The sequence below is a fragment of the Phocaeicola coprophilus DSM 18228 = JCM 13818 genome, from assembly GCF_000157915.1.
Lineage (GTDB): Bacteria > Bacteroidota > Bacteroidia > Bacteroidales > Bacteroidaceae > Phocaeicola > Phocaeicola coprophilus.
Genome location: NZ_EQ973635.1, coordinates 131,919 through 145,647 on the forward strand (window position 1 = coordinate 131,919; position 13,729 = coordinate 145,647).

12 protein-coding genes are annotated in these 13,729 nt (G+C 47.2%); 1 reads left to right on the forward strand and 11 read right to left on the reverse strand.

What is annotated here, in order from left to right; genetic code table 11:
• The coding region (locus BACCOPRO_RS17995) for a POTRA domain-containing protein (RefSeq protein ID WP_040311230.1) at positions 1-1,202 on the reverse strand (1,202 nt) is incomplete at its 3' end.
• A 106-nt stretch (positions 1,203-1,308) separates the two neighbouring features.
• Here BACCOPRO_RS17995 and BACCOPRO_RS05165 point away from each other — a divergent pair.
• Positions 1,309-2,061 (forward strand): TrmH family RNA methyltransferase, encoded by a 753-nt coding sequence (locus BACCOPRO_RS05165; protein WP_008141600.1) that lies wholly within the window; start codon positions 1,309-1,311, stop codon positions 2,059-2,061.
• A 24-nt stretch (positions 2,062-2,085) separates the two neighbouring features.
• On the opposite strand, the gene BACCOPRO_RS05170 is transcribed toward BACCOPRO_RS05165, so the two are convergent.
• From BACCOPRO_RS05170 to dnaB, 10 genes are all read right to left on the reverse strand, one after another.
• Positions 2,086-2,412, reverse strand: coding sequence for a hypothetical protein (locus BACCOPRO_RS05170; protein ID WP_008141602.1), 327 nt, complete (start codon positions 2,410-2,412; stop codon positions 2,086-2,088).
• Positions 2,409-3,329, reverse strand: coding sequence for a DUF4296 domain-containing protein (locus BACCOPRO_RS05175; protein ID WP_246497770.1), 921 nt, complete (start codon positions 3,327-3,329; stop codon positions 2,409-2,411). Before BACCOPRO_RS05175 ends, BACCOPRO_RS05170 begins: the two co-directional genes overlap by 4 nt.
• Before the next feature lie 10 nt (positions 3,330-3,339).
• Positions 3,340-3,975: a lipoprotein signal peptidase gene (locus tag BACCOPRO_RS05180; RefSeq protein ID WP_008141605.1), complete on the reverse strand. Its 636-nt coding sequence runs from the start codon at positions 3,973-3,975 to the stop codon at positions 3,340-3,342.
• Positions 3,976-4,065: 90 nt separating this feature from the next.
• Complete coding sequence (locus tag BACCOPRO_RS05185; RefSeq protein ID WP_008141607.1) at positions 4,066-4,446, reverse strand: TraR/DksA family transcriptional regulator; 381 nt, start codon at positions 4,444-4,446, stop codon at positions 4,066-4,068.
• A gap of 68 nt (positions 4,447-4,514) precedes the next feature.
• Entirely contained in the window at positions 4,515-8,003 is a 3,489-nt protein-coding gene (ileS, locus tag BACCOPRO_RS05190; RefSeq protein WP_008141612.1) for an isoleucine--tRNA ligase, read from the reverse strand.
• Positions 8,004-8,453: 450 nt separating this feature from the next.
• A complete protein-coding gene (locus BACCOPRO_RS05195; RefSeq protein ID WP_008141614.1) occupies positions 8,454-8,699 on the reverse strand; it encodes a TIGR03905 family TSCPD domain-containing protein in 246 nt (81 codons plus the stop codon).
• 97 nt (positions 8,700-8,796) lie between these two features.
• Positions 8,797-9,528 carry a YebC/PmpR family DNA-binding transcriptional regulator gene (locus BACCOPRO_RS05200; RefSeq protein WP_008141615.1) on the reverse strand — a complete coding sequence of 244 codons (732 nt, stop codon included), beginning with the start codon at positions 9,526-9,528 and terminating at the stop codon, positions 8,797-8,799.
• 32 nt (positions 9,529-9,560) lie between these two features.
• Positions 9,561-9,791: a hypothetical protein gene (locus tag BACCOPRO_RS05205; RefSeq protein WP_008141616.1), complete on the reverse strand. Its 231-nt coding sequence runs from the start codon at positions 9,789-9,791 to the stop codon at positions 9,561-9,563.
• 12 nt (positions 9,792-9,803) lie between these two features.
• Positions 9,804-12,266, reverse strand: a complete 2,463-nt coding sequence (gene pheT / locus BACCOPRO_RS05210; protein WP_008141617.1) for a phenylalanine--tRNA ligase subunit beta — start codon at positions 12,264-12,266, stop codon at positions 9,804-9,806.
• 97 nt (positions 12,267-12,363) lie between these two features.
• A partial coding sequence (gene dnaB / locus BACCOPRO_RS05215) for a replicative DNA helicase (RefSeq protein ID WP_008141619.1) occupies positions 12,364-13,729 on the reverse strand: 1,366 nt, incomplete at its 5' end.

A 13,729-nucleotide genomic window follows, 5' to 3' on the forward strand; every position in this document is an offset into this window, starting at 1 on the left:
CCAGTAATAGCTTCGTAGGCTCCACGCACTTTGGCTGTAAAGGTTTCCGATCCCCGGAACAGATTCCGATGGGTATAAGCCACTGAAGCGGCCGCTCCCAAATCACCTGCCGAGTTTGTCCCTTCAATTTCAAAAGCCAGTGACTTGTTCTTGTTTCTGGACAAGGTGATGAAAGCATCCAGATAAGCCGAGTCTTCCCGCACTTCTTCCCGGAAGCGGATATTCGAATATTTCAGAATATTCAGCCGTCCCAGCGCCGAATAGGTGTTTTGTACATCCCGGCTCCGATACTGCCGTCCGGGCCGAAGAAAAGTATTGTCAGCAAGAACGGAAGGACGCAGGAAAGGCTTCTTGTTGAAATAAAGATTCAGTCCCTTGTATGTAAGAGAATCATAATCCTGCGGAAGTATGCTTGCCGGATCCGACTCCTCCACATCAATCAGATAATTAACCTCCCGGACCACATACTGCCGGTGAGGTGTCGGTTCATCTTCTTTCTTCCGCTGATAAGGCATTAGCTGCATGGTCAGATCCACCTTCCGGGTGTTGAGCATCGTATCGGCCTGATAAGTAATGAAATCCTTGTTGAACCGGTAATATCCATGATCCTGCAGATAACGGGTTATACGCTGACGTTCGGCATCCAGCTGGTTAACGTCAAAACGCATCCCCGGATGAAGAAGCGTATGCGCAGAATCAGCCAGCATGTAATCATCTATTTTGTAATCATTGATGTCATAGGCAATGTGCTCCACGATATAAGGCTCACCCGTAAAGATACGATACCGTGCTTTCAGCCTGTCATTCTTCTTATGTTCAGAAAGTTCCACACGGGCTCCCATATATCCCATGTTCTGCACGGCCTGTTCAATCTGCTGGCGGGTTTCTTCGGACAGTTCCGGATCATAAATCCGGGGAGCCTCCCCGATCTTGCGCAGAAAACGGTTCATCCACTTGGTTGAATCGCGTCCTGATGCACTGTAAATAGCTAAAGGGAGTTTGAAAAGACTGAACCACTTGGCATTCGGTGTCTGCCGCACGTATGCATTCATTTGCGAAGGTTTGACTTCCCTGTTGTCGGATTCTATCTTCACGTCATCCAACAAATAATGCCCTTCGGGAATAAACTTACTCACCGAACAGCCACTGAACAACAGTGCCGAAAGGAACAAACTGGTAAAACAACATTTTATTTTCCTCATATAAACAGCAGACCTACGCAAATATCTTTGCAAATATAGGCATAAATTGAAAATATCTTTTTAGCTTTGTCAGATAATAAATGTTATTTTTAACGGAACAGACATCATGCTGAGTAAAAACAAGATCAAATACATCCGTTCTCTGGAATTGAAAAAATACCGGAAAGAAGAGCAAGTATTCATTGCCGAAGGACATAAACTGGTAGGAGATTTGCTGGGACATTTCCCTTGCCGGCTGCTGCTGGGCACCGACAAATGGCTGAACGAACATCCTCTGATCGAAGCTGAAGAGACCATTGAAGTAAGCCGGGAAGAACTGTCACGCGCCAGTCTGCTGAAAACTCCCCAAGAAGTACTCGCCCTTTTCGAAATTCCGCATTATGAATGGGATCCGAAAATAGCAGAACGTTCACTCTGTCTGGCTCTGGACGATGTACAGGATCCGGGAAACCTCGGTACCATTATCCGCATTGCTGACTGGTTCGGGATTCATCACATCTTCTGTTCCAACGGTTGCGTGGATGCATTCAACCCCAAGACGGTACAGGCTACCATGGGAGCACTGGCACGGGTACAGCTGCACTATTGTGACCTGCCGGCTTTCCTGCAGGCGCAGCCGAAAGAAGTTCCCGTCTTCGGTACGTTCCTTGACGGAGAGAATCTGTATGCTCAGGAACTGAGTACAAACGGAATCATCATCATGGGAAATGAAGGAAACGGAATCAGTCCGCAAGTGGCACAATCGGTAAACCGGAGACTGCTGATCCCCAACTACCCGCAAGGGCAGACCACCAGCGAATCACTCAATGTAGCCGTTGCCACAGCTATCGTATGCGCAGAATTCCGCAGACGATCCTGAACGGTCAGAAGGAGCAGCAAGACATCACAAGCGGATTATACGGCTTGCAGCGGTAAACTCCATGGCATGTACATCGAAGAAAGTGACATGCCACAGACCGGAAGCCGTTCCGCTATCCATATTACTCTTGGGAATACGTTTCAGGAAATGGGGCAAGGATTCTGCTTCCATACGTTCAGGCAGACAAGGGGCTACGATCAGCAACCCGCCTAACCATTCAACAGAAGGAATTTCTCCGGAAAAAGGAAACAGGGAAAGCACTTTCCCCTCTGACACGCTGACTACCTGAGGACCATTACACCATTCCTCCGTCCCGGCCAGATAAACCCGATGGGCAGCATACTGTTTCATCGTGTCTGACCTGCTTTATTCCGGGCAGCCGTTCCCCGCACCGGACGCGTTGTCCGTAACGTATCCACACGAACTGCCATACGAGAAGAATCGGCAGCCAGCGAATCTGCCTGCAGCCCGGGCTTTTCCTCCGGAGACTGAATTTCGTTGTTCTTGTCATGATAACGCATCAGACGAATATCATGCAGCAACAAGCTTGCTTCAGGATGCTTCTGATCATCCGTATAATATACAAAACCACTGACGTTCTTGAACTGGAAGGCTGAGTCTGGCTTGAAGTACAGGCGCTGAGGACCTGAAGCCGTTACGACCTGCGTTTTTCCCATGACACTGTCATTCTCAAAGTAGAAGTTCAGTCCGATCACTGCCTTTGCAGAAGGGTTATGCTGTGGCATAAACAGGAAGCCGGCTTCGAACACCAATGCATCCTTCGGCTTGAAACTTGTATCTGCCTTCAGGTCGAAAACCAATTTGTTCGTCCATGTTCCGGAAGAGAGCCAGCATATCGGCTGATCCTGCCAGATATCCACTGAATCCCCTGACAGAGAAACCGCAACCTGTCCGCTTACCTTGCTCATCCGCATCCGGAGATGTTTCTCATCTTCCTCAAAACGCTTCTGGACGTTTTCATAAATTGTAACCAGATGATAAGTATGACGGGTGTACCACACCATGGAAGAATCAAACTCCGCTTCAGTCACATGGTGCTTGTCGAAAACATAATCCAGATAAGCTTCTTTCTTGTAAGTCTCCCCATAGGGCAGATCATTCCCCATCGTCGTTGCCAGATGATAGTCATACAACAGACTTTCCATTTCCGACGGCTGGATAATGTCTGACGGGATCTCTTTACCGCAACCCGCCAGGCCTAACAAAAGAAGCATGGAGATACCTCCCTTTCGAATACTCTTCATCATCGTCATCTGCTTATTTATTGGAAGAGATATGAGTCCCTTCGTTCAAATAACGGCTATAAAAAAGAAGTAATGCTATGATGCCGCAACTGATGGCCGCATCGGCAAAATTAAAGATCGGGCTGAAGAAGATGAAATGCTCACCGCCTACGAATGGTATCCAGTCGGGCCAGTAGGTATCAATAATCGGGAAATAAAACATGTCGACCACTCTTCCGTGCAGCCAGTCAGCATATCCTTGTCCCATAGGCACCCAGGTAGCAATGTCCGTATGGGTACTGGCGCTGAAAAATTCACCGTAGAACACACAGTCAATAATATTTCCCACCGCACCGGCAAGAATCAGTGACAGACAAACGATGTATCCGTTCTTCACCCGCGGCTTCTGCTTGACAACCCGCGTCAGATACCACGCAATCAGCACAACAGCTACAATGCGGAACAAGCTCAGGAAAAGCTTTCCGATGATCTCCATACCGAAAGCCATACCGTTGTTCTCTGTAAAATAAATGTAAAACCAGTCGGTCACATGAATACTTTCATGCAAATACATACCGGTCTTCACACAAATCTTGATTACCTGATCAATTACCAATACCACCAAAACAATCAAGGCTGCCAGACGGCCTTGCGTAAACATATTCTTCATCCTTCTTTTTCATTGAAAAATTGACAATTGACAACTGAAAACAAATCGCCGGCAAACCGGCTTCCAGTCGTCAATTGTCAATCAAATAACTCATCTCTTTCCCTGCTGCTTGGCCTCGATGCTCAACGTTGCATGCGGTACGGCACGAAGACGTTCTGCAGGAATCAGCTTGCCGGTTTCACGGCAAATGCCATACGTTTTGTTTTCAATACGTACCAAAGCGGCACGCAAATTCTGTATGAACTTCAACTGACGGGCAGCCAGACGGGTTGTTTCTTCCTTCGACAAAGTGTTGGCACCTTCTTCCAAAACCTTATATGTAGGCGATGTATCATCAGTGTCATTGCCGTCAGCATTCATCATACTGCTTCTTAATTTCTCATAGTCGCGTTCTGCGAGCTGAAGTTTTTCCATGATAATGGCACGGAACTCCTCGAGTTCAGCGTCCGAGTATCTCGTCTTTTCAGCCATAGTGATTAGGTTTTAAAAATTAATAATAGTATCCACCCGGAACAAGTCCGGGTGGATGGGATCATTTATCACAATTTGTTTACTTTAATATACAAGTTAAAGTCGTCAAAATTCAGTTCGGTTCCATCGGTCACTTCATCTGCAAGAACCAGAGAGGTAGCCAGAACCTGGTTACAAATATAAGTATTATATTCATTCACTGCATCATCCGAGTTGGAATTTCTTGACAGGACAATGGTGATCTTATCTGTGATTTCAAAACCGCTGCTCTTACGGATGTTCTGAATACGGTTCACCAGTTCACGGGCGATACCTTCACGTTTCAGTTCTTCCGTTACAGTCACTTCAAGGGCTACGGTCAGGGTTCCTTCATTAGCAACCAGCCAGCCGGGAATGTCTTCACTGAAGATTTCCACGTCAGCAGCCTCTACAACAGCTTCCGCGCCATCCAGCACGAAGGTATAGCGGCCGTTCTTTTCCAGTTCGGCAATTGCCTCCTGTGACATCTCTGCAACAGCAGCAGCTACAGCCTTCATCTGCTTTCCGAACTTCGGACCCAGCTTCTTGAAGTCGCATTTTACTTTCTTCACCAGAATGCCGGAAGCACCTTCTTCGAAGTGGATTTCCTTCACGTTCACCTCGCTCATAATCAGATCTTTCACAGCTTCGATGTGACGTTTCTGTGTCTCATCTACTACCGGAATCATGATACACTGCAGCGGCTGGCGAACCTTGATATTTACTTTGCGGCGCAGAGCCAATACCATGGAAGTTACATCCTGAGCCATCTGCATGCGGGCTTCCAGTTCCTTGTTGATCAGAGAAGCGTCTGCTACCGGGAAATCTGCCAGGTGAACAGATACGACATGATCACGTCCGGTAACCTGAATCAGATCCATATACAGATGGTCTGCATAGAACGGTGCGATCGGAGCCATCAGTTTAGCCACGGTTTCCAGACAGGTATACAGAGTCTGGTAAGCAGAAAGCTTATCGGTTGACATCGCGCTTCCCCAGAAACGTTTACGGTTCAGACGTACATACCAGTTACTCAAGTTATCGTTCACAAAGTCTGTGATCGCACGGCCGGCCTTAGTCGGTTCGTAGTCATTATAGCAAGCATCTACCTCCTGAATCAGTGAGTTCAGCAAAGACAAGATCCAGCGGTCGATCTCCGGACGTTCTTCCATCGGAACATCTGCCTCAGCATAGGTAAAGCCATCTACATTGGCATACAATGCAAAGAACGAATAGGTATTATATAAGGTACCGAAGAACTTGCGGCGCACTTCGTCCACTCCATCCACGTCGAACTTCAGGTTGTCCCACGGAGAGGAGTTGGTAATCATGTACCAGCGCAGCGGATCGGAACCGAATTTTTCGATGGTTCCAAACGGATCAACGGCGTTACCCAGACGTTTTGACATCTTGTTTCCGTTCTTGTCAAGTACAAGTCCGTTGGAAATTACGTTCTTGTAAGCTACACTGTCGAATACCATCGTAGCAATGGCATGCAGGGTAAAGAACCATCCGCGGGTCTGGTCCACACCTTCGGCGATGAAATCTGCCGGATAGTAGGAACGGTTGTCCACGATTTCCTTGTTCTCGAACGGATAATGCAACTGAGCGTATGGCATGGCACCGGAGTCAAACCAGACGTCGATCAGGTCTGATTCACGCTTCATCGGCTTGCCGCTGGCAGAAACCAGAATGATGTCGTCCACATACGGACGGTGCAGATCGATCTTTTCGTAGTTCTCCTTGGTATATGTTCCCGGTACGAAGCCCAGCTTCTTATACGGATTTTCAGTCATGAAACCGGCAGCTACTGATTTCTCAATTTCATTATAGAGCTCTTCTACCGAACCGATACAGATCTCCTCGCCTTCTTCACTTCTCCAGATAGGCAGCGGAGTACCCCAGTAACGTGAACGGCTCAGGTTCCAGTCATTCAGGTTTTCCAGCCACTTTCCGAAACGTCCGGATCCGGTGGATTCAGGCTTCCAGTTGATGGTCTTGTTCAGTTCGATCATGCGTTCCTTCGCTGCAGTAGAACGGATGAACCAGCTATCCAGCGGATAATACAATACCGGTTTGTCCGTACGCCAGCAGTGAGGATAGTTGTGTACATGCTTTTCTGTCTTGAAGGCCAGGTTTTCCTGCTTCATCTTCATGCAGATATACACATCCAGTGACTCAGCAGCCTGTGCGGCCTTTTCGTCATATTTACCGTCAACGGTGAACTGCGGATCATAAGCATTCTTCACCCAACGGCCCTGATATTCCTTGTATTTTTCTACATCAACACATTCCTTGACAAAGTTCTCGTCCAGTTCATCCAGCAGATAGAACTTACCGGTCAGATCCACCATCGGGCGGGTTTCACCCTTCTTGTTGATCATAAACAAAGAAGGAATGCCGGCAGCACGTGCCACATTGGCGTCATCCGCACCGAAGGTCGGTGCAATGTGTACGATACCCGTACCGTCTTCCGTAGTTACATAATCACCCGGAATCACACGGAATGCCTTGGCAGCAGCCTCACGCCATCCGCCGTCTTCGGTCACTTCCACCGGTTTTACCCACGGGAGCAACTGTTCGTATTCCATACCAACCAGATCTGTTCCCTTGTATTCGCCTACAACCTTGAACGGAATCAGCTTGTCACCCGGTTTGTAATCTTCCAGGGAAAGTTCTTCCGCTTTCTTGTTGAAGTGCATGTAAAGCAACGGCTTAGCCAGTACGACCGTCATTTTCTCGCCATTATAGGCATTATAAGTCTGTACAGCCACATACTCAATCTTCGGGCCGACACACAATGCTGTATTTGAAGGCAAAGTCCACGGAGTGGTTGTCCATGCCAGGAAATAAGGAGTACCCCACTGGGCCATTTCCGGTTTCGGATTCTTCATCTTGAACTGTCCCACAACGGTCAGGTCCTTCACGTCGCGGTAACATCCCGGCTGGTTCAGTTCGTGAGAGCTCAGTCCGGTTCCGGCAGCCGGTGAATAAGGCTGAATGGTATATCCTTTATACAGCAGGCCTTTGCCGTAGAGCTGTTTCAGCAGCCACCACAAAGTCTCGATATAACGGTTGTCATAAGTGATATACGGATTGTCCAGATCAACCCAGTAACCCATCTTGTGAGTCAGGTCGGTCCACTCTTTCGTGAACTTCATCACATCGGTACGGCAGTGTTTGTTGTATTCTGCCACAGAAATGGTCTTACCGATATCTTCCTTGGTAATGCCCAAAGCTTTTTCCACACCCAGTTCCACCGGCAGTCCGTGTGTATCCCATCCTGCCTTACGTTTCACCTGGAATCCTTTCATGGTCTTGAAGCGGCAGAAGGTATCCTTAATCGTACGTGCCATCACGTGGTGAATGCCCGGCATACCATTTGCCGAAGGAGGACCTTCATAAAATACAAATGAAGGATGTCCCTCACGTTCTGTCATACTGCGGGAGAACACATCGTTCTCATCCCACTTCTTCAGCACTTCCTTGTTGATATCAGAAAGGTTCAGCTGCGAATATTCGGTAAACTTCTTACTCATTGTTGTATACTAATTTTATTTCTTTCCTTTTTATACAGGATACTCTGTCCCGTAATTTAGGCTGCAAATTTAATAAGAAAATAGACATACGGAAAAGTTTCGGCACAATAATCTGAAATTTACGGCATAATGTGCCGGAAGCGGGCATACATTTTATCAGCTTCGAAAGAATGTTTTTCCGGCTCCGAAGGCCGGAATCAGAAAGTTTATCAGGACAAAACAATCGTTTCGACAGGTTGAAACAAGAGTTTCGACAGGACGAAAAAAAAGTATCGTCCTGATGAAACTAAAGTTTCGTCTGCATGAAACAAAAGTTTCTTCCAGTCGATACTAAAGTTTCATGCAGTCGATACAAGAGTTTCTTCCAGACGATACGGAACAATCTGCCATATATACAAGCCTTCATGGGCTTTTGAATCTGGCAAATACAGGTTGAGACGAGTTTCACGGCTATGCCTGAAGCGAGCGCAACGCCCGGCAAAGCTGATCGGGGCAGGAAGTCGGACGGGAACCGCAACGAATACCTTCCAACTTACGGATCACCTCATCAACCGGCATTCCCTTTACAAGAGCACAGATTCCCTGAAGATTTCCGTTGCATCCGCCTGTAAAACGTACCTCTTTCACAATACCGTTCTCCACCTCTGCTTCGATACGTTTGCTGCACGTTCCCTGAGTCGTAAAATCTATATTCATAAAGTTGTTCTGATGATTTCTATATGTAATAAAACTGCAGAGGCGTACAAAGAAAGTAAATTCCCTGCACACCTCTGATTCAACAATGAAAAACAAGTTATTCTTCTGAAGGACGCATGTTGGTATAAACGGTCTGGACATCATCGAATTCTTCCAGACGTTCAACCATCTTGTCGATAGTTTCACGCTGTTCATCCGTTACATCTTTCAGATCGTTCGGGATATAGGTGAAGTCACCACCGACATCCTCGAATCCACATTCTTCCAGATGTTTCTGGATAGCAGCATAGCTCTTCGGATCACCGTAGATAGTGATGGTACCTTCTTCCGGATCTTCATCGAATTCGTCTTCTACATTGTAGTCGATCAGATCAAGAATCAGTTCTTCCATATCCACTCCGTCTTTCTTCTTGAACGTAAACACACACTTGTGGTCGAACAAGAAAGCCAGTGAACCTGTTGTTCCCAGGTTACCACCGAACTTATTAAATACAGAACGGACATCAGCTACGGTACGTGTAGTATTGTCAGTCAGAGTATCTACAAACACAGCTACTCCGTGAGGACCGTATCCTTCGTAAGTCATGCCTTTGTAATCGCTCTGGTCCTTACCCATTGCGTTCTTGATAGCACGTTCAATGTTATCCTTCGGCATGTTTTCACGCTTACAAGTAGCGATAACCGAACGCAGAGTCGGGTTATTTTCCGGTTCCGGACCGCCAGCCTTTACAGCAATAGCGATTTGTTTACCCAGACGGGTGAAGGTCTTAGCCATGTGACCCCATCTTTTCAGTTTTGTAGCTTTTCTATATTCAAACGCTCTTCCCATTGGATGATATTTTTAATTTATTTTTAATGAACTTACTTTTTACTATCTTGAACGAGCCTGCGATATTTCCAGAAGGTCACACCTGCAAAGGACAGACATAATCCTCCGCCCACAATAGCCAGCACATTTCTCCAGGTTTCATTCGAAGAGAAGTGAAAGAGTACCATTCCTGCCTGCAATGTCAGAAACAATTCGATGTAAAAGGCTGCCAAGTACCCCCTTTTGGCTTTAATATGGTGATCTGGTTTGATATCGTAGCGCATCGTTTTTTTGTTTTATCGAAGCACAGCTCCCAGTTTGTTCTGCAGGTTTCCGATCAGCTTCTGCATGAACTTGTCAATCTGCTTGTCGTTCAGCGTAGCATTTTCGTCCTGAAGCATGAAGCTGACTGCGTAACTCTTCTTGCCGGCCTCCAGATTCTTGCCTTCGTATACGTCGAACAATTCTACTGATTTCAGCAGCTTCTTATCGGTTTCGTAGGCAATCTTTTCGATTTCAGCAAACTGCACCTTCTTGTCAATCAACAGTGCCAGGTCACGTTTCACAGCCGGGAACTTGGAGATTTCCTTATAGCTTACCGCATTACCCTTGATGGCTTTCATCAGTTCCTTCCAGTTCAGGTCGGCATAATAAACCTCGTTGTCGATATCGAATGCCTTCTGAATCTTCTTGCAAACCACACCGAAAGTAGCCAGCAGCTTACCTCCGCGGGTATGTACAGAAATGGCAACCGAATAAATATCGTCGGTCAGGTTACCGAATACCAGTCCGCCGAAGTTCACGCCCAAACGGCGGAAGATGTTCAACACGTATGCTTTCAGTTCATAAACTGAAGAATTTTCATCTGCATGTGCCCAGGAGTTGCTTACGCGTTTTCCGGTCAGCCACAAGCCCATGTGCAACTCTTCCGAATAAGCAGCCAGAACCTTTTCCGGATTCTTTTTCTCTGCATGGAAATGATAGCAGTTACCGAATTCAAAGAATTTCAGATCGGCATTCTTGCGGTTCGCATTGTGCTGGATGCTTTCCAGACCACCGAAGAGCAGAGTCGCACGCATTACGTTCAAGTCATTGCTCAGCGGGTTCATCAGACGAACCAGGTTTTCCGGCTTATAGGTTTCCAGTCCTTCATAATAAGCGGCAGCAGTAAGCGAGTTGTTCAGGATTTCATTGAATCCGCAGCCAACCAGCTGTTCTGATACGATGTTCTGAAGTTTCACGGATTTATCAACTTCTCCCTTCACGCTCAATGAAGACTTCACGGAAGTCGGTATTTCCACATTATTATATCCATAGATACGGAGGATATCTTCCACCACATCACAAGGACGCTGTACATCCACACGATAAGGAGGAACCAGCAGAGAGAGTCCTTCAGCCGTTTCTTCCACAATCTTCATCTCCAGACTGGAAACGATGCTCTTCACTGTTTCAGCAGGAATAACTTTTCCAATCAGAGAGTTTACATAATCATAAGAAAGCTCTACGGCAAAATCTGCAATCGGTGCAGGATAGTTATCCTTGATTTCCGAAGCAATCTCACCACCAGCCAGTTCCTTCACCAGCAAAGCAGCTTCCTTCAAGGCATAAATGACGCCATTGGGATCAATACCTCTTTCGAAACGGAAAGAAGAGTCTGTGCTCAATCCATGACGACGGGCTGTCTTACGCACCCAGGTCGGATGGAAATAAGCACTTTCCAGGAAGACATCCTTGGTAGATTCTGTCGTTCCTGAATCCAGTCCGCCAAATACACCGGCAATACACATCGGTTCTTCTGCATTGCAGATCATCAGGTCGCGTTCAGACAAAGTGCGTTCAGCTTCATCCAGAGTCACAAATTTTGTTCCCTCAGCACAAGTCTTGACAACAATCTTGCCGCCCTTGATCTTGTCTGCATCAAAGCAGTGCATCGGCTGGCCGTATGCATGAAGGATATAATTTGTAATATCGACGATGTTATTGATAGGACGAACTCCGATCAGACGCAGTTTATTCTGCAGCCATTCGGGGCTTTCCTTTACGGTTACGTTCTTAATGGTCACACCGGCATAACGGGGGCATGCTTCCGTGTTCTCCACTTCCACAGCAATATCCATATCGTGATTGTCCACGCGGAAAGCATCCACTGACGGGCGCTTCAGTTCAGCCTGACGGCCGTTCTGAATCAACCATGCATAAAGGTCACGGGCTACACCATAGTGTGAGCAGGCATCTGCACGGTTCGGTGTAATATCCACTTCCAGTACATAATCACTCTTGATCTGATAATAATCCTTTGCCAGTGTTCCAGGCACTACATCCTGGGGCAATACTATAATGCCTTCATGGCTTGTTCCGATGCCGATTTCATCCTCAGCGCAGATCATACCGTTTGATTCTACGCCACGGAGTTTTGATTTCTTGATTGTGAAACATTCGTCACCGTCATAAAGTTTGGTACCCAGGGTAGCAACAACAACCTTCTGTCCGGCTGCCACATTCGCTGCACCACAAACAATCTGAACAGGTTCTCCCTGTCCCAGGTTCACGGTTGTAATGTGCATGTGATCCGAATTGGGATGGGGTTCACAAGTCAGTACCTCACCAATTACCAGTCCTTCCAGACCGCCTTTGATGGACTGAACTTCCTCCACTCCACCGGTCTCCAGACCAATTGAGGTCAATGCGGCTGCCACTTCATCAGGTGTCAAATCGAAATTGACATACTCTTTCAGCCAATTATAAGAGATATTCATATCGTATAGTTTTTATAAAATCTTTGGAATAATGCGCAAATTTAATACTTTTAAATTGAATATCGAATGCAAGAAATAAAAAATAAGGCATTCCATTTCAAAAAGGTACATCGGGAACCGGTGCACCGAAGGGGTTTTCCGGCTGAGGAGCCATGTCCATCGGAGGAGGAGGAACAAATCCCTGGCCTCCACCATTGTTCATCTTCGAGCGCAACACAGGAGCAGGACTCTCCTCGCCCGGCATCGGTACGATCATCTCGTCGTCCGGATTCTGGAAACGTGCAAACTCGCCACGGAAACGCAGAAGGACATCTCCCACCGCACCGTTACGGTGCTTGGCAATGATAATCTCAGCCATTCCGTGCAGGTCATTTCCCTTTTCATCCGTATAAATCTTATAATATTCCGGACGGTGAATGAAGCATACCATATCCGCATCCTGTTCGATGGCACCCGATTCACGCAAGTCGCTCAACTGAGGACGCTTTCCGTCAATACCTTCACGGCTTTCCACACCACGGTTCAACTGACTCAATGCCACGATAGGAATATTCAACTCCTTGGCGAGCCCCTTCAGTGAACGCGAGATGGTGCTGACCTCTTCCTGACGGCTTCCAAACGACATTCCGCTGGCATTCATCAGCTGAAGGTAGTCGATAATGATGATCTTCACGCCATGTTCACGTACCAGACGGCGAGCCTTTGTACGAAGTTCGAACACGGACAGAGAAGGCGTATCATCCACATAAAGCGGGGCGTCATACAGTTCCTTGATCTTGTAGTCCAGCTGTCCCCACTCATAGGGTGCAAGCTGACCGCTCTTGATCTTCTCACCCGGTATCTCACACACATTGACGATCAGACGGTTTACCAGCTGCACGTTGCTCATTTCAAGCGAGAACAGGGCAACCGGCACTTTGTTGTTTACCGCCATGTTCTTGGCCATGGAAAGAACGAAAGCAGTCTTACCCATCGCCGGACGGGCTGCTATAATAATAAGGTCGGAATTCTGCCAGCCGGATGTCATCTTGTCCAACTGATGAAAACCGCTCGAAAGACCGCTCAGACCGTCTGTTCGGGCAGCCGCTTTCTGCAGCATCTCGTAAGCTTCCTGAATGACCGGATTAATCTGCGTATAATCCTTCTTCATGTTCTGCTGCGAAATTTCAAACAGCTTACCTTCTGCCTCCTGCATCAGGTCGTCCACATCCTGCGTCTCGTCGAACGCTTTGGTCTGGATGTTGCTGGTGAATGAAATCAGCTCACGGGCCAGGAACTTCTGCACAATAATCCGCGCATGATATTCAATGTGAGCCGAAGAAGCCACCTTACCACTCAGCTGAGTGATGTAAAAAGGTCCTCCCACTTCATCCAGGTCTCCCCGGGAACGGAGCTGTTCTGTCACAGTCAGAATATCAACCGGCTTTTGGCGAATGGCCAGATCGGTAATGGCTGCATAAATC